This window comes from Microbacterium sp. PRC9, assembly GCF_031844125.1.
GTDB lineage: Bacteria > Actinomycetota > Actinomycetes > Actinomycetales > Microbacteriaceae > Microbacterium.
In genome coordinates this window covers 264,131-280,739 of the sequence record NZ_JAUZUR010000006.1, presented here as the reverse complement: position 1 = coordinate 280,739, position 16,609 = coordinate 264,131, and the positions used below count along the sequence as shown (strand labels likewise).

Below are 16,609 nucleotides of genomic sequence, written 5' to 3'. Positions count from 1 at the left end.
GCACGCGCGCGGCATCGGCCTACTTTCGTGACAAAGGAATTGCATACCGGGCAATTCTTTATACCTCTACTAGAGGTTGAAGGTTTAGACAGGTCCAGGGCTACGGAGGCCGGCATGAGCCAGAACCAGAACTACCTCGCCGTCATCAAGGTGGTCGGCGTCGGCGGCGGCGGAGTGAACGCGGTCAACCGCATGATCGAGCTCGGCCTGCGGGGCGTCGAGTTCATCGCCATCAACACCGACGCCCAGGCGCTGCTCATGAGCGACGCCGACGTCAAGCTGGACGTCGGGCGCGAACTGACGAGAGGACTCGGCGCAGGCGCCGACCCCGAGGTGGGGCGGCGCGCGGCCGAGGACCACGCGGAGGAGATCGAGGAGGCGCTGCGCGGCGCGGACATGGTCTTCGTCACCGCGGGCGAGGGCGGCGGCACCGGCACCGGCGGTGCCCCGGTGGTCGCGAAGATCGCGAAGTCGATAGGAGCACTCACGATCGGTGTCGTGACGAAGCCCTTCTCCTTCGAGGGTCGTCGCCGCCAGCAGCAGGCCGAGACGGGCGTCGCACGCCTCAAGGAAGAGGTCGACACCCTCATCGTGGTGCCGAACGACCGCCTGCTCGAGATCAGCGATCGCGGAATCTCGATGATCGAGGCGTTCGCCACCGCCGACCAGGTGCTCCTGGCCGGTGTGCAGGGCATCACCGACCTCATCACGACGCCCGGTCTCATCAACCTCGACTTCGCCGACGTCAAGTCGGTCATGCAGGGAGCGGGATCGGCCCTCATGGGCATCGGCTCGGCGCGGGGGGCGGATCGCGCCATCAAGGCCGCCGAACTCGCCGTCGAATCGCCCCTGCTCGAGGCCTCGATCGAGGGCGCGCACGGTGTGCTGCTGTCGATCCAGGGTGGCTCGAACCTCGGCATCTTCGAGATCAACGACGCGGCGCAGCTGGTCAAGGAGGCCGCGCACCCCGAGGCGAACATCATCTTCGGAACGGTCATCGACGACACCCTCGGCGACGAGGTGCGCGTCACCGTCATCGCGGCGGGCTTCGACGGCGGCGAGCCGCAGGCCCGCATCGAGCCGATCACGGCCACGCGCGTCGTTTCGACCCCCGCGCTGCCCGTGACGTCCGCCGACGAGGCCGCGAAGGACCGCGACGTCGTCGAGACGCAGACGCCCCAGGTTCCCGTCGCAGTCGGCGCTGTCACGGAGTCGTCCTACGACACCGCTTTCGGCGACGACGATCTCGACATCCCCGACTTCCTCAAGTAAGTGGGCGATCTCGCCGATCGTCTTGCGGCGATCGATGAGCGGATCGCGGATGCTGCGCGCGCGGCGCGCCGTGATCCGTCCGAGCTCACTCGCGTCGTCGTGACGAAGTTCCACCCGGCGTCGCTCGTCGAGGAGCTGTACGGGCTCGGCGTGCGCGATGTGGGGGAGAACCGGCAGCAGGAGTTCAGCCGCAAGGCGGTCGAGGTCGGAGACCTCGACGGACTGCGCTGGCACTTCATCGGGCAGGCGCAGACCAACAAGGCGCGCGCCATCCGGGCTGCAGCATCCGTCGTCCACTCGCTGGACCGTGCCCGCCTGGCGGACGCGCTCGACGCCGTGGCCGAGCCGGGAGACGCGGTCCTGGACGTGCTGCTGCAGGTCAATCTCACCGAAGACCCCGGCCGTGGCGGCGTCGCCCCTGACGACCTCGAGGCCCTCGCCGCTCACACCGCCGCGCTGCCCTCGCTGCGTGTGCGCGGGGTGATGGCGGTCGCGCCGCTGGACGAGCCGCCTGCGCCGGCGTTCGAGCGGCTGAACCGTCTCGCGGGCGTCGTGCGCGCGGTCGTCCCCGATGCGGAGTGGATCTCCGCCGGCATGACCGCGGACTTCGCCGAGGCCATCGCGGCCGGCGCGACACACCTACGCATCGGTTCGGCAATCACCGGACCCAGACCACAACGCGGTTAGCCTCGGAACAGATGAGCACTACGGAGGATCAGATGTCGAACCCGCTCAAGAAGACCATGGTGTACCTCGGACTCGCCGACGAGGAAGAGGTCTACGAAGAGCCGGCCCCTCAGCCGCGTGCTCGCAAGTCCGAGCAGGTCGTCGAGAAGCCGGCCGCTCCCGTGACGCCGATCCACCGCCCCGCGGTCGTCCGCCAGCCGGCGCCCGCGGCGATCAACGAGATCCTCACGGTGCACCCCAAGCAGTACCGCGATGCCCAGGTCATCGCCGAGAACTTCCGTGACGGCATCCCCGTCATCATCAACCTCTCGCAGATGAGCGACGCCGACGCGCGACGCCTCATCGACTTCGCGAGCGGCCTGTCGCTCGGTCTCTACGGACGCATCGAGCGGGTCACCAGCAAGGTGTTCCTGCTTTCGCCCGAGAACGTCGCCGTGTCGGGCGACGGAGCGGTCGCGCAGGCGGATCCGGAGTCGGTTCCGTTCGCGCAGCCGTAATCTGGCTACGTGGCAGTCGTCCAACTCATCGCAGCGATCCTCAACCTCGCGCTGCTGCTCTATGTCTTCGTGTTGCTCTCGCGGCTGGTCCTGGACTGGATCCCGTTCTTCAACCGGGAGTGGCGCCCGCGGGGCGCGGGTCTCGTCGCCGCGGAGATCATCTACACCGTCACCGACCCGCCGATCAGGCTGTTCCGCCGCTTCATCCCGCCGCTGCGCGTGGGTGCGATCGCGATCGACTTCGGGTTCGCGCTGACGATGCTGCTGTGCTTCATCCTGCTCAGCATCACTCGCACCATCGCGGGCTGAACCGACTCACTCCGACCCGGTCGCCGGCTTCGACACTCTCAGAACCGATGACTATGCTTTGCTGATACGAACGGCCGCCAGCCGGCGGCCGCCCCGACATCGGCCAGCGACCAGACGCTCGAAAGAGGAATCACCATGGCATTGTCCCCCGATGACGTCGTCACCAAGCAGTTCCAGCACGTCCGCTTCAAGGAGGGTTTCGACCCGGACGAGGTGGACGATTTCCTCGATGAGATCGTCGTGGAGTGGCGCAAGGCTCTCACCGAGAACGAAGAGCTGAAGGCCAAGCTGGCGGCGTACGAGTCGGGTGCTGCCGCGCCTGCCCCGGCTGCCGCCCCGGCGCCTGCCGCCGAGCCCGCCCCCGCCCCCGCCGCGGGTGGCGCCGCTCCCGCAGCGAGCGCCGGCATCATCGAGCTGGCGCAGCGCCTGCACGACGAGCACGTCGCCGAGGGCATCGCGCAGCGCGACCAGCTCATCTCCGACGCCAAGTCGCAGGCGGCGTCGATCGTGTCCGAGGCCGAGACCCGCGGTCGCGAGGAGCTTTCGAAGCTCGAGCGCGAGCGCACCACGCTCGAGGGCCGCATCTCCGAGCTCCGCAACTTCGAGCGCGACTACCGCGCTCAGCTGCGCAGCTACATCGAGGGCAAGCTTCGCGACCTCGAGACCACGGCGACGGCGTCCGGCGCTCAGCCGGTCTCCGCGCTGGGCCTCTAGGCCTTGTCGAGCCGACCACCCCTTCGTCAGGCGGCGGCCGGCACCATCATCGCGGTTCTCGCGGTGCTGGTGCTGGCCGCCGACCAGTTGGCGAAGTATCTTGCGCTCGAGAACCTGCCGTACCAGGAGCCGGTCGAGGTCCTCGGCGACTTCCTGAGCTTCTACCTCACCCGCAACCCCGGCGCCGCCTTCTCGCTCGGTGAGGAGGTCACGTGGATCTTCACGATCGCGCTGGCCGTCGTCGCCGTCGTCATCGGGTGGCTCGCGGCGACGCGGGTGCGCTCGCGCCTGTGGGCGGTGGCCCTCGGACTGCTCCTCGGCGGCGTCCTGGGCAATCTCACCGACCGGCTCTTCCGCGACCCCGGCTTCGGCGTCGGGCACGTCGTGGACTTCATCAACACGCCGTGGATGTGGTTCTTCCCCGGCATGTCTCCGGCGATCTACAACGTCGCCGACATCTTCATCGTGTGCGACATGATCGCGATCGCACTCTTGGTACTCGTGGGGGTTCACATGGACGGTACGCGCGACCACGGCCGCAAGAATGAGGACGAGGCCGAGAACGACGAGACGCTCCTCGGCGCCGAGGGCGATCAGTTCGCCTCCGGCGGCACCGTGGAGGGCTTCGGCGACGAGTTCCCCGTCGCCGACCCCGACGCGGGCATCCCGGCCGCCGAGCGCGGGCTGCGCCCGCTGAGCGAGACCGAGCAGCACGAGGTCGAGGAAGAGGCCGAGCGCGAGGCGGAGCAGTACGAGGCCGAGCACGAGGCCGGCCACGACCCGAAGCGGCCCGAGTCCGGCGCCCAGCTCTGACGTGGACTCTCGCAGCCTGCCCGTTCCCGACGGCCTCGACGGTGCCCGCGTCGACGCGGCCCTCGCGAAGATGCTCGGCTTCTCGCGCACCTTCGCTGCGGAGGTCGCCGAAGCCGGCGGCGTGACGATGGACGGGCGCACGCTCGCGAAGTCCGACAAACTGCGCGGCGGCGCCTGGCTCGATGTGTCGTGGGCGCCGAAGGAGGAACCGCGGGTCGTGCCCGTGGAGGTGCCCGACCTCGGCATCGTGTACGACGACGACGACATCGTCGTGGTCGACAAGCCATCGGGTGTCGCGGCGCATCCCTCCCTCGGATGGGAAGGGCCGACGGTGCTCGGCGCCCTCGCCGCCGGCGGCTACCGCATCGCGACCACCGGCGCCGCCGAGCGCCAGGGCGTCGTGCACCGACTGGACGTCGGCACGAGCGGCCTCATGGTCGTCGCCAAGACCGAGCAGGCGTACGTCGCGCTCAAGCGCGCCTTCAAGGAGCGCGAGGTAGAGAAGATCTATCACGCCGTCGTGCAGGGGCATCCCGACCCGCTCGCCGGCACCATCGACGCGCCGATCGGGCGGCATCCGTCGCACTCGTGGAAGTTCGCGGTGACCCCCGAGGGCAAGGACTCCGTCACGCACTACGAGACCCTCGAGGCATTCCCGGGCGCTTCGCTGCTCGAGATCCACCTCGAGACGGGGCGCACCCACCAGATCCGCGTGCACATGGCCGCGCACCGGCACCCGTGCGTCGGCGATCCGCTCTACGGCGCCGACCCGACGATGTCGGCGCGGCTCGGCCTCACGCGCCAGTGGCTCCACGCCCACGAACTCTCGTTCGCGCATCCTGCGACCGGGGACTGGGTCACGTTCACGTCGGAGTATCCGGCCGACCTCGCGCACGCGCTCAGCGAGCTGCGCGGCGACTGAGCCCGCTCCCGCTCAGCGCCCGCCTTCGAAGCGGGCGGGCTCATCCTGCAGGGCGAACTCGATCCTGCGACGCATGTCGGAGAGTTCGAGCTCGGGCAGCGCCGTGAGGTCGTACCAGCCGACCTCGGTCATCTCGCCATCCACCGGGAACGGCTCGCCCGACACCCAGTCGCAGCGGAAGGTGATGTCGAGGTAGTCGCTCTGATCGCCGTTCTCGTACGTGACCCTCGGGATCTGGTGCACCCAGGCGAGCCGATCCACGCGGCAGACCACGCCGGCCTCCTCGAGGGTCTCGCGCACGGCGGCGTCGGCGGGCTCCTCGCCCGGATCGACGATCCCGGTGATCGGGGTGAGACGCCCGTTGTCGCTGCGACGGCCGAGCAGCACCTTCTCGCCGCGGACGACCACGGCGGTGACTCCGACGAGCGGGAGAGGGTCGGTGCCGATCTTGCGGCGCAGGTCGAGCACGAAGTCTGGCGTGGGCATGGTGACACCCTATGGGGCCGCATCGTGGCTCACCTGTCATGCACTGCCGCGCGAGGCATCGCATCGGCGCAGGCGAGCAGGTGGCCGGACGGCGCTGGACGATGTCGGATGCCTCGGGCAGAGTGTGGCCATGTCGATCGAGGTGAGGCCCGCGACGGTGTATGAAGACGTCGCGACCATGGTGGGTCCGAAGAATCCGGCGTCCAATGTGTGCTTCTGCCTGAGCTACCGCATCCCCTCGAAAGAGAACCTCGCGCTCAAGGGTCCGGAGCGCGGAGAGCGCGTGCGCCGGCTCATCGACGAGGAGGGTCCCATCGGCGTGCTCGCCTACGACGGCGACGACGTCGTCGGGTGGGCGGCGGTCGCGCCGCGCACGCGGACGCACTTCGCGACGTTCCGCAAGATCCCTCACATCGACGAGCAGGACGTGTGGTCGCTCTGGTGCTTCCGCGTGCGGCCGGGGCATCGCAAGAAGGGCGTCATGCACGCGCTCATCGACGGCGCCGTCGACTTCGCGCGGGATCAGGGCGCACCCGCCATCGAGGGCTACCCGGTCGACAACGGCCGCGACAGGGTCGACCTCACGATGGCGTACGTCGGCACGCGCCGGCTGTTCGAGTCGGCCGGGTTCGTGAAGGCGGCCGACACCGCGTCGGTGCTGTCGGGGTTTCCCCGCGTGCTCATGCGTCTCGACCTCTAGCGTGGACGCGTGAACGAACTCCTGCGCCGGCGCTTCTCCCGCGCGAACACCCTCTACCTCGACTTCGTCGACGCGGTCTCGGCGGAGCAGCTGGGCTCGCACCTCGCCGGCCTTCCCTCCGACACGGTCGGACACCAGCTGTGGTGCGTCCTCGGGGCGCGCGAGAGCTACCCGCGTGCCGCGAGGGCGGGGGAGTGGAAGGGCTTCACGAGCCCGGTCACGGCTGGCGAGACGACGGATGCCGCGGCCCTCCGCGCCGCACTGGTGCAGACCTCTGCGGATGTCGACGACTGGATCACGGGGCTCGACGCCGGGGACGAGGCATCCCTCACCTACGCCCTGGCGCTGCTCGAGCACGAGACGCAGCATCACGGCCAGCTCATCCGCTACCTGTACGGCCTCGGGATCGACCGCCCCGAGTCATGGCAGCGCCAGTACGCCCTCGACGAAGACTTCTGAGACCTCTGACCTTCACCCTCGAGTCGAGGGTGAAGGCACCTTGTGGCAGGAGTCCGCGACTCACGACGGATGCCGCAGCCGGTGTCGGCGGCCGAACCTAGACTCGTTGCGTGGCATCCGATTCCTTCGTCCATCTGCACGTGCACAGCGAGTACTCGATGCTCGACGGAGCGGCCAAGATCGGGGCGATGACGCAGGCGGCGGCCGAGTACGGCATGCCGGCGATCGCCGTCACCGACCACGGCAACACGTTCGCCGCCTTCGAGTTCTACCGCGCGGCCCAGGCCGCCGGCATCAACCCCATCATCGGACTCGAGGCGTATGTCACGCCCGGCACCCACCGCAGCGACAAGTCGCGCGTGGCGTGGGGTACGCCCGAGCAGAAGAGCGACGATGTCTCCGGCTCCGGTGCCTACACGCACACCACGCTGTGGAGCGAGACCACCGAGGGCATGCACAACCTGTTCCGGCTGAGCTCGCTGTCGAGCATGGAGGGTTACTACTTCAAGCCGCGCATGGACCGCGAGCTCCTCCAGACGTACGGCAAGGGGCTCATCGCGACGACCGGCTGCCCGTCGGGCGAGGTGCAGACGCGCCTGCGGCTGGGTCAGTACGACGCGGCCCGCGCAGCGGCCGCCGAATTCCAGGACATCTACGGCAAAGAGAACTACTTCGCCGAGATCATGGACCACGGCCTCTCGATCGAGCGTCGCATCATGACGGATCTCCTGCGGCTCGCGAAGGACCTCAGCATCCCGCTCGTGGCCACCAACGACTCCCACTACACGCACCAGCACGAGGCCGACGCGCACGCCGCCCTGCTCTGCGTCCAGTCCGGGTCGACGCTCGACGATCCGAACCGCTTCAAGTTCGACGGCGACGGCTACTACATCAAGACCGCACAGGAGATGCGGCAGCTGTTCCGCGACCACCCCGAGGCTTGCGACAACACGCTGCTGATCGCCGAGCGCTGCAAGGTGGAGTTCAACACCGCGGCGAACTACATGCCCCGGTTCCCGGTGCCCGACGGCGAGACCGAAGACAGCTGGCTCATCAAGGAGGTCGAGCGCGGCCTCCACTACCGCTACCCGGGCGGCATCCCCGACAAGGTGCGCAAGCAGGCCGAGTACGAGACCGGCATCATCCTGCAGATGGGCTTCCCGGGGTACTTCCTCGTCGTCGCCGACTTCATCAACTGGGCGAAGGACAACGGGATCCGGGTGGGCCCCGGCCGCGGCTCGGGTGCCGGTTCGATGGTGGCCTACGCGATGAAGATCACCGACCTCGACCCGCTCGAGCACGGCCTCATCTTCGAGCGCTTCCTCAACCCCGACCGCGTCTCGATGCCCGACTTCGACGTCGACTTCGACGACCGTCGCCGCGGCGAGGTGATCGACTACGTCACCGAGAAGTACGGCTCCGAGCGCGTCGCGCAGATCGTCACGTACGGCACCATCAAGTCGAAGCAGGCCCTGAAGGATGCGGGCCGTGTGCTCGGGTTCCCGTTCAGCATGGGGGAGCGGCTCACCAAGGCGATGCCCCCGGCCGTGATGGGCAAGGACATGCCGCTGGACGGCATGTTCGACCCGCAGCATCCGCGTTACAAGGAAGCGGTCGAGTTCCGCACGCTGATCGAGACCGACCCCGAGGCGAAGACGGTGTTCGACCGCGCGCTCGGACTCGAGGGCCTCAAGCGGCAGTGGGGCGTGCACGCCGCCGGCGTGATCATGTCGTCCGAGCCGCTGCTCGACATCATCCCGATCATGAGACGCGAGCAGGACGGCCAGATCGTCACGCAGTTCGACTACCCGTCGTGCGAGACCCTCGGCCTCATCAAGATGGACTTCCTGGGGCTGCGCAACCTCACGATCATCTCGGACGCGCTCGACAACATCCGTCTGAACCGCGGCGAGGAGCTCGACCTCGAGCACCTCGCGCTCGACGACCGCCCCGCGTACGATCTGCTGACGCGCGGCGACACGCTCGGCGTGTTCCAGCTCGACGGCGGACCGATGCGATCGCTCCTGCGGCTCATGAAGCCCGACAACTTCGAAGACGTGTCGGCCGTCATCGCGCTGTATCGTCCCGGCCCCATGGGCGCGAACTCGCACACGAACTACGCGCTGCGCAAGAACGGCCTGCAGCCGGTGACGCCGATCCATCCGGAGCTCGAGGAGCCGCTGAAAGACATCCTCGACATCAGCTACGGCCTGATCATCTATCAAGAGCAGGTCATGGCGATCGCGCAGAAGGTCGCCGGCTTCTCGCTCGGCCAAGCAGACATCCTGCGCCGTGCGATGGGAAAGAAGAAGAAGTCCGAGCTCGACAAGCAGTACGAGGGCTTCTCGGGCGGCATGAAGGAGCGTGGCTTCGGCGACGCCGCGATCCAGGCGCTGTGGGACATCCTGCTGCCGTTCTCGGACTACGCCTTCAACAAGGCGCACTCCGCGGCGTACGGACTCGTCTCGTACTGGACGGCGTACCTCAAGGCGCACTATCCCGCCGAGTACATGGCCGCGCTCCTCACCAGCGTCGGCGACTCGAAGGACAAGATGGCGGTGTACCTCAACGAGTGCCGCCGCATGGGCATCAAGGTGCTGCCGCCCGACGTCGGACAATCGATCCGGTACTTCGCAGCCGTCGGCGAAGACATCAGATTCGGCCTCGGCGCGGTGCGCAACGTCGGCGCGAACGTCGTCGACGGCATCGTCGCCGCCCGCGCGGAGACGACCTATTCGAGCTTCCACGACTTCCTCTCCAAAGTGCCGGTGCACGTGGCGAACAAGCGGACGGTCGAGTCGCTCATCAAGGCCGGCGCGTTCGACACGATGGGCTCGACGCGGCGCGCGCTCATGGAGATCCATGAGGACGCGACCGAGGCGGCCGTGCTCGACAAGCGCCGCGAGGCCAACGGCGAGGTCGGCTTCGACTTCGACTCACTGTGGGGGGACGACGAGCCCCAGCAGGCGGCCAAGGTGCCCGAGCGGCCGGAGTGGACCAAGAAGGACAAGCTCGCCTTCGAGCGCGAGATGCTCGGCCTCTACGTGTCGGACCACCCGCTGGCCGGCCTCGAGATCCCGCTCGCGAAGCACGCCTCGACGAGCATTCACGACCTGCTGGCCTCGGAGGACGTGGGCGACGGCGATCAGGTGACGATCGCCGGTCTCGTCACGAGCGTCCAGCATCGCGTGGCCAAGCAGAGCGGCAATCCCTACGGCATGATCACCGTCGAGGACTTCGACGGCGAGATCACGGTCATGTTCATGGGCAAGACCTACACCGAGTTCCAGCACATGCTGCAGGCCGACTCGATCCTCGTGGTGCGCGGCCGCGTGTCGCGCCGCGACGACGGCATGAACCTCCACGCGCAGTCCGCGTTCTCGCCGGATCTCGGCAGCATGGACGAATCCAGCACCTTGGTGCTGATCGTGCCCGAGCGGCGCGCGAGCGAGGCGCTCGTCGGCGAGCTCCTGCAGACTCTGAACCGCCACGCGGGCGACACCGAGGTGTCACTCAAGCTCCACAGCGGCACGGTGGCGAAGGTGTTCGAGGTGCCGCACACCGTGCGGATCACCCCGGATCTGTACGGCGAGCTCAAGGGTCTTCTCGGGCCGCAGTGCCTGGGATGACAGCAGGGCGCGCGTGCGCCGGCGCAGGTCGCCGCGCGTCGCGCCGTCTCATCGGCGTCTCATGCGCCGTGGGTAATATCAGGTCGACGCGGGCCTCGGGAGCTCGCCGGAAGGAAACATCGTGACGGACGAGAAGCAGGACGCCAGCATCGACGAGGCGGTCGCGACCGAAGAGCCGCCGCAGTATGGTGTCGGGCCGTTCTCCATCCGCGAGGTCGCCCTCGCGGGCACCTGGATCGTCGCGTTCATCGTGTCGTTCTTCCCGATCTACGGTCCGTTCGAGTCGGCTCCGTCCGTCTGGACCAGCGGCATCGACTGGGTTCTCATGATCGGCGTGCCGACCATCGCGGTGTTCCTCGTCGTGCTGCGTCGTCTGTCACCGCAGGGCATCCGCCGCGTCGGCTCCCTCGGCATCGACCAATTCGCGTCCGTCGCCTTCTCGGTCGCCACCGTGCTCTGGCTGACCCTGCTGTGGAGCTCGTTCGTCCGGCTGTCGGTGGGGCAGGTCTTCCTCGCCTCCTGGGTCGTGTGGGTGGAGTTCTTCCTCATGCTCGCCGGCGTCGTGCTCACCGTGGCCGCGCCGTTCATCGGCCCGTTCGCACAGGACTTCCGCGGGCGCCCCGAGGTTCCGGCGCACCGCAGCGCCCGTCCGGTCCGGCCCGTGTCGCCTCGACCTGCCCCCGTGCGCCCGGAGCCGGCCGCCGACGCCGAGCCCGACCCCGATTACACCTCGTACGCAGCCACCGGTGCCGCGGCGGCGCCCGAGGGCGAGACGCTCGAATCCGCTGCGCCCGAGGCCGCGGCGAACGACGACTTCGCCACGACCGTGATCCCGCTCGACGAGCAGGACGCCCCGACGGTCGAGGAGCCGGCACCGCTCGCCCCGAACGAGCCCGCTCAGGCGCGCGAGTCCTTCGAGCACGTCGAGAACCCGACGTCGACCGTGGAGCCCGCTGCGGCCACCGCGCCGCAGCACCAGGCCTTCTGGGCGCTCGTGCCCGAGGAGCGCGACATCGTCGACGAGATCGGCATCCCTGTGTTCCGCATCGGCCCGAGCGCATGGGCTCTCGTCATCGAGGACCGCGGCGAGGTGTTCGTGGTCCGTCACGAGGACGGGCGCATCGGCTACCTGCACGACGTCTCGGGCGTCACGCGCGGCTGACCGCGATCCGCCTCGCGATACCGTAGAAGGATGCTCCGGACGATCGACCTGCGCGGGCGTGCGCTCACTCCCGCGGAACTCCTCGCGACCGTTCCCCGTGCCGAGGCGGCGCGCTCAGAGGCGCTCGCGACGGCCGCGCACATCGTGGACGACGTGGCCGCGCGTGGCGAGATCGCCCTCCGCGAGCAGGCGTCGAACTTCGACGGGGTGGCCGAGCACGACATCCGCGTGCCCGCCGCCCACCTCGACGAGGCGCTCGAGACGCTCGACCCTGCTGTGCGCGCCGCGCTCGAGCAGGCGATCGAGCGCGTGCGCGAGGCATCCGCCGCCCAAGTCCCCGCGCCGACGGTGACCGAGCTCGGTCCCGGCGCCCGGGTGACGCAGCGGTGGCAGCCGGTGCGCCGCGTCGGCTTGTACGTCCCGGGCGGCAAGGCCGTCTACCCGTCGAGCGTCGTCATGAACGTCGTGCCGGCGCAGGTCGCGGGGGTGTCCGAGATCGCCCTGGCCTCTCCGCCGCAGCGCGCGTTCGGCGGCCGCGTGCACCCCGTGATCCTGGGCGCCGCGAAGCTCCTCGGCGTGACCGAGGTGTACGCGATGGGCGGCGCCGGCGCGATCGGTGCGCTCGCCCACGGTGTGGCGTCGCTCGGCCTCGAGCCGGTCGACGTGGTCACCGGCCCCGGCAACAACTTCGTCGCGGCCGCCAAACGCGCCGTGGCAGGTCTTGTCGGCACGGATGCCGAGGCCGGCGCGACCGAGATCCTGGTGGTCGCCGACGACAGCGCCGACGCGCGTCTGGTCGCCGTCGACCTCATCAGCCAGGCCGAGCACGACGAGCAGGCCTCCGCCGTCCTCGTCACCACGTCGGAGCAGCTCGCGGCCGACGTGGTCGAGGCGATTGCGCCCCGCGCCGCCGCGACGCGCCACGCCGAGCGCGTCGCCGCCGCCCTTGCGGGCCCGCAGTCGGCGATCGTGCTGGTCGACGACCTCTCCGCGGCGACGGCGTTCAGCAACGCCTACGCGCCGGAGCACCTCGAACTGCACCTGGCCGACCCGCACCCGGAAGAGTTCGTGCACGCGGGCGCCGTGTTCGTCGGCGCCGACTCGCCGGTGAGCCTCGGCGACTACCTCGCCGGCAGCAACCACGTCCTGCCCACCGGAGGACAGGCCCGCTACTCCGCGGGGCTCTCCGCCGCCACGTTCCTGCGCCCGCAGCAGGTCATCGAGTACGACCGCGACGCCCTCGCCGCCGTCCACGCCGCGATCGTGACGCTGGCCGAGGCCGAGGCGCTCCCCGCCCACGGCGAGGCCATCACGGCCCGCTTCGAGGTCTGAGTCCGGATTCCCGGCGTAGGCTGTCTCTGCCATGCACTGCCCGTTCTGCCGCCACGCCGATTCGCGCGTCATCGACTCGCGCACGAGCGACGACGGCCTCAGCATCCGCCGTCGTCGTCAGTGCCCGCAGTGTGGAGGCCGTTTCACCACGATCGAGACCGCGAGCCTCAACGTCATCAAGCGCTCGGGCGTGATCGAGCCCTTCAGCCGCGAGAAGGTCATGTCGGGCGTGCGCAAGGCGTGCCAGGGGCGGCCCGTGACCGATGCCGACCTCGCGGTGCTCGCGCAGACCGTGGAGGAGAGCATCCGCCAGACGGGCGCCTCGCAGCTCGACGCGAACGAGATCGGTCTCGCGATCCTCGGCCCGCTGCGCGACCTCGACGAGGTCGCCTACCTCCGCTTCGCGAGCGTGTACCAGGCGTTCGACTCGCTCGAGGACTTCGAGGCGGCCATCGAACAGCTGCGGGTCGACCACGGCCGCGCCCGCGCACATGACGAGACTGCGCCGGCCGCCACGGAGTGACCGGATAGCCTAGGAGGGATGTATCCCCTCCTCTTCCGCACCGTCTTGTCGCGCATGGACCCCGAGTCCGCCCACCACTCGGCGATGGTCGTGATACGGATGCTGGGGGTCCCGCCGTTCTCGTGGGCCGCGCGTGCGATCACCCGGCCTGCGCCGGAGCTGCGGACCACCGCCCTCGGGCTCACCTTCGACTCGCCCTTCGGCGTCGCGGCCGGGTTCGACAAGGACGTGAAGGGGGCGTCGGGACTCCACGCCCTCGGCTTCGGTCACGTCGAGGTCGGCACCGTCACCGCGATCCCGCAGGACGGCAACCCGCGCCCGCGGCTGTTCCGGCTCATCCCGGACCGCGCCGTGGTGAACCGGATGGGATTCAACAACCACGGAGCCGAGGCCGCGGCCGCGCGCCTGCGCACGCTCCGCAAGCGCTCGCGTCGCACGGTGCTCGGCGTCAACATCGGCAAGAGCCGGGTCGTCGACGTCGCGGATGCGACCGCCGACTACGTCCGCAGCGCGACGCTGCTCGCGCCGCTCGCCGACTACCTCGTGGTGAACGTGTCGTCGCCGAACACGCCGGGACTGCGTGGCCTCCAGGCCGTCGAGACGCTGCGTCCGCTGCTGGACGCCGTGCGCGGCGCCGCGGGCGCGACGCCGCTGCTGGTGAAGATCGCGCCCGACCTCCCCGACGACGAGATCGTCGCGATCGCGCAGCTCGCGGTCGACGCCGGGCTGTCCGGGATCATCGCGACCAACACCACGATCTCCCGCGACGGGCTCGTCACCGACCCCGCGACGGTGGCCGCGGCCGGCGACGGCGGGCTCTCCGGTGCGCCGCTGAAGGCGCGCGCGCTCGAGGTGCTGCGACTGCTGCGTCAGACGGTTCCCGCCGAGTTCGCGGTGATCTCGGTCGGCGGCGTCGAGACGGCAGCCGACGTGCAGGAGCGGTTGGATGCCGGAGCCACCCTGGTGCAGGGCTACACGGCCTTCCTCTACCGCGGCCCTCTGTGGGCGCGGCAGATCAACCGGGGGCTGGCGAGGCTCAGGCCGGCTTCTGGCCGCGCTTGACCTGCGGCTTCGGAAGGCGCAGGAAGCGCATCTGGACGGTGCGCATGGCGGCGTACCAGCCCAGGCCCTTCTCGACCTTGCCCTCGCCGAACTTCTTCCGGACGGCGCGCTTGACGGTGATCGACGTGATGACCATGTCGCCGATGACGAAGAAGATGAAGATCCAGAGGCCGACGAACGCGTAGTACTGCAGGGCCGCGATCGGCAGGAACGTCGCGAGGATGACGAGCACCATCGCGGGCATGACCGCCTCGCCCAGGTGCCAGCCGGCGTCGACCCAGTCGCGCACGAACTTGCGCTGCGCACCCTGGTCGCGGGCCGGGAGGTAGCGCTGGTCGCCGTTGGCCATGCCGATGCGGGCCTTCTCGCGCTGCGCGGCGAGATCCGCCTTGGCGCGGGCCTTCGCCTCCTTGGTGTCGGGCACGAGGGGGCGCTTGCGGGCGGCCTCCTGCTCGGCGCGCGAGGGAGTGGGGCGGCCCTTGTTCGAGGGGCCGGTGGGGACGCCGTTGAGCACGGTGCCCTCCGACGGTGCGTCGTTGGACGAAGGAGCTGCAGGTGTCTTGGCCACGGGTGATCCTCGGAGTGCGGAGAAGGGGTGCACTTAAGATTACCCGCATGACCTCTGAGCTCTCCCGACAGGATGCTGTGCGCGAAGCCGCGGCTTCCGGCATCCCTTCCGCCCTCGCCGATCTCGGCGATCTCGTGCGCATCCCGTCCGTCGCGTTCCCCGGGTTCGACCCCGCTCAGGTGCAGCGCAGCGCGGAGGCGGTCGCCGAGCTCGTGCGGGAGACGGAGCTGTTCGAGACGGTGGAGATCCGCACCGCCGTGATCCCCGAGACGGGGGAGCGGGGCAACCCCGCCGTACTCGCGACGCGCGCCGCCCGCAACGGCGCCCCGACGATCCTGCTCTACGCGCACCACGACGTGCAGCCGGTCGGCGACGAGTCGCTCTGGGAGTCGTCGCCGTTTGAGCCCACCGTCCGCGGCGGCCGGCTCTACGGCCGGGGTGCCGCCGACGACAAGGCCGGCATCATGGCCCACCTGGCGGCGCTGCGCGCGCTCAAGGAGGGAATCGGCGACGACTTCGACCTCGGTGTCGCGCTGTTCTTCGAGGGGGAGGAGGAAGCGGGGTCGCGGTCGTTCGCGCAATTCCTCTCCGACAACGCCGACGCGCTGCGCGCCGACGTGATCGTCGTCGCCGACTCCGGCAACTGGGACGACAAGACCCCCGCGCTCACCGTGTCGCTGCGTGGCAACACGCGCTTCACCCTCCGCGTGCGCACCCTCGAGCACGCCTCGCACTCCGGCATGTTCGGCGGAGCGGTGCCCGACGCGATGATGGCGACCGTCACGCTGCTGGCGACGCTGTGGGACGAGGACGGCGCCGTGGCCGTGGCGGGACTCACGGAACGGGATGCCGAGACCCCTGAGTACACCGAGGAGACGCTGCGCGACGAGGCCGGGCTGCCTGCCGGCGTCTCGCCTGTCGGCCGCGGCACGATCCTCAGCCGCATCTGGAACAAGCCGTCGATCACGGTGACGGGCATCGACGCGCCGAGCGTCGTGAACGCCTCGAACACGCTGAGCCCTGAGATCTCCGTCGTCATCAGCGCCCGCATCGCGCCCGGTCAGCCGGCGCGCGAGGCCTATGCCGCCATCGAGGCGCACCTCCGCGAGCACGCGCCGTTCGGGGCGCAGCTGACATTCAGCGATCAGGACTACGGCGACGCCTTCCTCGTCGACACCTCGGGCTGGGCCGTGGAGGCTGCCCGAGAGGCGCTCCACGAGGGCTACGGCGTCGAGTCCGTCGACATCGGCGTGGGCGGGTCGATCCCGTTCATCGCCGACCTCGTGCGGGAGTTCCCTGGCGCCCAGATCCTCGTGACCGGCGTCGAGGACCCGCACGCCAAGGCCCACAGCCCCAACGAGTCGCTGCACCTCGAGACGTTCCGCAATGCGGTGCTCTCCGAGGCGCTCCTGCTCGAGAAGCTCGACGCGCGGGCGTCGCAGGCGTGACGCGACGGCTCCGGGATCGGCGCGAA

Annotated in this window: 17 protein-coding genes; 15 read left to right on the top strand and 2 right to left on the bottom strand. The window is 69.6% G+C overall.

Features of this window, described 5'->3' with window-relative positions; genetic code table 11:
• The first annotated feature begins 114 nt into the window (after positions 1-114).
• The 7 genes from ftsZ to Q9R33_RS15175 all read left to right on the top strand — a co-directional run bounded on the left by ftsZ (position 115) and on the right by Q9R33_RS15175 (position 5,214).
• The gene (gene ftsZ, locus Q9R33_RS15205; RefSeq protein WP_056367103.1) at positions 115-1,272 is read left to right on the top strand and encodes a cell division protein FtsZ; all 1,158 of its coding nucleotides are present in this window, start codon (positions 115-117) and stop codon (positions 1,270-1,272) included.
• Positions 1,273-1,959: a YggS family pyridoxal phosphate-dependent enzyme gene (locus Q9R33_RS15200; RefSeq protein WP_311294273.1), complete on the top strand. Its 687-nt coding sequence runs from the start codon at positions 1,273-1,275 to the stop codon at positions 1,957-1,959.
• 32 nt (positions 1,960-1,991) lie between these two features.
• Entirely contained in the window at positions 1,992-2,456 is a 465-nt protein-coding gene (locus tag Q9R33_RS15195; RefSeq protein ID WP_045298951.1) for a cell division protein SepF, read from the top strand.
• A gap of 9 nt (positions 2,457-2,465) precedes the next feature.
• Positions 2,466-2,765: a YggT family protein gene (locus Q9R33_RS15190; RefSeq protein ID WP_056367105.1), complete on the top strand. Its 300-nt coding sequence runs from the start codon at positions 2,466-2,468 to the stop codon at positions 2,763-2,765.
• 135 nt (positions 2,766-2,900) lie between these two features.
• Positions 2,901-3,479, top strand: coding sequence for a DivIVA domain-containing protein (locus tag Q9R33_RS15185; RefSeq protein WP_311294272.1), 579 nt, complete (start codon positions 2,901-2,903; stop codon positions 3,477-3,479).
• Between the two features lie 3 nt (positions 3,480-3,482).
• The gene (gene lspA, locus Q9R33_RS15180; RefSeq protein ID WP_396654111.1) at positions 3,483-4,292 is read left to right on the top strand and encodes a signal peptidase II; all 810 of its coding nucleotides are present in this window, start codon (positions 3,483-3,485) and stop codon (positions 4,290-4,292) included.
• 1 nt (position 4,293) lies between these two features.
• Positions 4,294-5,214 carry an RluA family pseudouridine synthase gene (locus Q9R33_RS15175; protein WP_056367107.1) on the top strand — a complete coding sequence of 307 codons (921 nt, stop codon included), beginning with the start codon at positions 4,294-4,296 and terminating at the stop codon, positions 5,212-5,214.
• Between the two features lie 12 nt (positions 5,215-5,226).
• Here Q9R33_RS15175 and Q9R33_RS15170 read toward each other — a convergent pair whose 3' ends face one another.
• Positions 5,227-5,700, bottom strand: coding sequence for an NUDIX domain-containing protein (locus Q9R33_RS15170; RefSeq protein WP_056367108.1), 474 nt, complete (start codon positions 5,698-5,700; stop codon positions 5,227-5,229).
• 130 nt (positions 5,701-5,830) lie between these two features.
• On the opposite strand from Q9R33_RS15170, the gene Q9R33_RS15165 reads away from it, so the two are divergent.
• The 7 genes from Q9R33_RS15165 to Q9R33_RS15135 all read left to right on the top strand — a co-directional run bounded on the left by Q9R33_RS15165 (position 5,831) and on the right by Q9R33_RS15135 (position 14,567).
• Positions 5,831-6,400, top strand: a complete 570-nt coding sequence (locus tag Q9R33_RS15165) for a GNAT family N-acetyltransferase (protein ID WP_311294270.1) — start codon at positions 5,831-5,833, stop codon at positions 6,398-6,400.
• A gap of 9 nt (positions 6,401-6,409) precedes the next feature.
• Complete coding sequence (locus Q9R33_RS15160; protein ID WP_056367110.1) at positions 6,410-6,859, top strand: DinB family protein; 450 nt, start codon at positions 6,410-6,412, stop codon at positions 6,857-6,859.
• Positions 6,860-7,017: 158 nt separating this feature from the next.
• Positions 7,018-10,488, top strand: a complete 3,471-nt coding sequence (dnaE, locus tag Q9R33_RS15155) for a DNA polymerase III subunit alpha (RefSeq protein ID WP_056368205.1) — start codon at positions 7,018-7,020, stop codon at positions 10,486-10,488.
• A 118-nt stretch (positions 10,489-10,606) separates the two neighbouring features.
• Positions 10,607-11,650, top strand: a complete 1,044-nt coding sequence (locus tag Q9R33_RS15150; protein ID WP_396654117.1) for a hypothetical protein — start codon at positions 10,607-10,609, stop codon at positions 11,648-11,650.
• A gap of 30 nt (positions 11,651-11,680) precedes the next feature.
• Positions 11,681-12,982 carry a histidinol dehydrogenase gene (hisD, locus tag Q9R33_RS15145; RefSeq protein WP_310249626.1) on the top strand — a complete coding sequence of 434 codons (1,302 nt, stop codon included), beginning with the start codon at positions 11,681-11,683 and terminating at the stop codon, positions 12,980-12,982.
• 31 nt (positions 12,983-13,013) lie between these two features.
• Entirely contained in the window at positions 13,014-13,505 is a 492-nt protein-coding gene (nrdR, locus tag Q9R33_RS15140; protein WP_311294268.1) for a transcriptional regulator NrdR, read from the top strand.
• Positions 13,506-13,523: 18 nt separating this feature from the next.
• Positions 13,524-14,567: a quinone-dependent dihydroorotate dehydrogenase gene (locus Q9R33_RS15135; RefSeq protein ID WP_311294267.1), complete on the top strand. Its 1,044-nt coding sequence runs from the start codon at positions 13,524-13,526 to the stop codon at positions 14,565-14,567.
• Here the strand turns inward: Q9R33_RS15135 and Q9R33_RS15130 are convergent.
• Entirely contained in the window at positions 14,542-15,135 is a 594-nt protein-coding gene (locus Q9R33_RS15130) for a DUF3043 domain-containing protein (RefSeq protein WP_045298935.1), read from the bottom strand. The genes Q9R33_RS15135 and Q9R33_RS15130 overlap by 26 nt on opposite strands.
• Before the next feature lie 47 nt (positions 15,136-15,182).
• Between Q9R33_RS15130 and Q9R33_RS15125 the strand changes: the two genes are divergently transcribed.
• Positions 15,183-16,583, top strand: a complete 1,401-nt coding sequence (locus Q9R33_RS15125) for a dipeptidase (RefSeq protein WP_311294266.1) — start codon at positions 15,183-15,185, stop codon at positions 16,581-16,583.
• Positions 16,584-16,609 lie beyond the last annotated feature (26 nt).